3 protein-coding genes are annotated in these 2,008 nt (G+C 48.5%); all 3 read right to left on the minus strand.

Annotated features, from left to right (window positions below):
* Positions 1 to 487, minus strand: a 487-nt coding sequence (locus tag COV46_06275) for a hypothetical protein (GenBank protein PIR16905.1), incomplete at its 3' end; no start/stop codon positions are given.
* Between the two features lie 99 nt (positions 488 to 586).
* The gene (locus COV46_06280; GenBank protein ID PIR16906.1) at positions 587 to 784 is read right to left on the minus strand and encodes a hypothetical protein; all 198 of its coding nucleotides are present in this window, start codon (positions 782 to 784) and stop codon (positions 587 to 589) included.
* Positions 781 to 2,008, minus strand: a 1,228-nt coding sequence (locus COV46_06285) for a hypothetical protein (protein ID PIR16907.1), incomplete at its 5' end; no start/stop codon positions are given. The genes COV46_06285 and COV46_06280, both read right to left, overlap by 4 nt.

Below are 2,008 nucleotides of genomic sequence, written 5' to 3' on the forward strand. Positions count from 1 at the left end.
ATCGTTCAATCGTCGGCTCGCCTGTATCATCATCCGTAAAATGCCATTCCTTATGCCCACTCGGATCCACATACTTCAGCGGGTTGTTGCGGACGTACGCGTATCTATTATAACTCTGCGGATCGGTGGGATCCGAAACTATTGTGTCCGGCTGTATGAACCTCCCTAACGCTGGGTTATAATACCGCGCCTTATAGAAGTAAAGGCCTGTTTCGATATCATACTCTTGGCCGGTGAAGCGGGGGTCGTAACTCTGATTCGGATTGAGCGCAAAGGCCTCTTGGCCCCATGGGAGATATTCGAAGCGCTGAATTACTGTGCCGCGCGGATAGCTTATTCCAGCGTGGCGGCCTAGCTTCTTGCCTTCGGTGATTAGATGCGTCGAGCCTAGATGATCGCCGTGATGATAGATTAGATAATCTACGTCGTTTACCTTCGATAGCGGAATGCCTGCGTCGCCAGCGAGGGAGCTGGAGTTATTTTTCAATGAACAAATAAGTCAATTAGCCAAGTCCGGCCCCAATGGTTTTTCTACTATAACGCACTTTTTACTTGCAACCATCTTTCAGAGGTGGCCCCAATGGTTTTACTTTCTCAAAATAAGATAAACACCAAATACAAAAAAAAGAGGAATCATTATTATTGCTCCCCCCATAGCCTCCTGACCGCAAAATTCACCAATGGAAGTACTAACGCAATTATACTTAATAAGCTCAAAAATACTTATAACACTTAAAACTATGAAGGAAACCCCAAGAATGACACTTTTTGTTTTTTTATTCATAATGTTTTTCGCAGAAAATTACCAATAACTGACCCTAGTCTCGATGCGGCTTCATTCATTGGCGTATTGGCCGTTGGAGGAAGTTTTACATCATAATATCCACTAGAAAATCCACTAACAAAACTACTTCCAAGTTTAATGACCTCTTGTCCCGCAGGTGTGGCGGCCATGGACATTGCCGCCGCGTATGCAGATGATCCAGCAATTTCAGCTACTGCCACCGCACCCCCAGTCACAGCCAAAGCCGCTACAGGCGCTCCAACGATCACGCCCTCTGCATATTTATACCACCCCGGCACATCGGAAGGAATTTTGGGTATCTCGCCAGGCGACAACTTTGGCATTTCCCATGCCTCTGGCACAAAGAAGCCGCCTCCGTTCAATGCACTCGCATCCCTTAATGCAAGACTAGGCAATCCTCCGCCACCACCATAATCAAATCCAAATTGGCTCTCGCTGTAATTATTATCATACGCCCCCATATAATCATTCCTATTCGCATTAGTCGTGTTCCCAACTAGCCCACCACTCGTGGACGGCTCAATTACGCCCACCTCAACCGCATTCTCATACGCCTCGTGACCTATATTCTCGAACCCGCGATCAAATTGCTCATGCAGAGGCTCGCCGGTATCATCATCTGTAAAATTAAACTGTTCATAAGCATGTCCGCTCGGGTCAGTGTATTTCAGCGGATTATTGCGGACATATGCATATCTATTATAACTTTGCGGATCGGTTGGATCCGAAACTATCGAATCAGGCTGAATGAACCTCCCTAACGCTGGGTTATAATATCGGCTCTTATAGAAGTAAAGCCCTGTTTCAATATCGTACTCTTGGCCGGTGAAGCGCGGGTCGTAGCTTAGGTTCGGGTTCAGCGCGAAAGCTTCCTGCCCCCACGGGAGATATTCGAAGCGCTGGATGACGCTACCTTGTGGGAAGCTGATTCCTGCGTGTCGCCCGAGTTGTTTTCCTTCGGTGATCAGATGCGTTGAGCCTAAGTGATCGCCGTGGTGGTAGATGAGATAATCTACGTCGCTTATCTTTGAGAGCGGGATGCCTGCGTCGCCGGCGAGGGAAATGGTTGGATGAATGACGATGATGACTATAAGCGCCACTGCCGCTAGCCTGTAAGCAAGCGCATACGCGAGATTTCCGCTTCCGCGGGAATGACAGGCGTGCACGGGATTGCCACACCCCCTGCGAGGACTCCCGCCAAAC

The sequence above is a fragment of the Deltaproteobacteria bacterium CG11_big_fil_rev_8_21_14_0_20_49_13 genome, assembly GCA_002796305.1.
In the GTDB taxonomy this organism is placed as follows: domain Bacteria; phylum UBA10199; class UBA10199.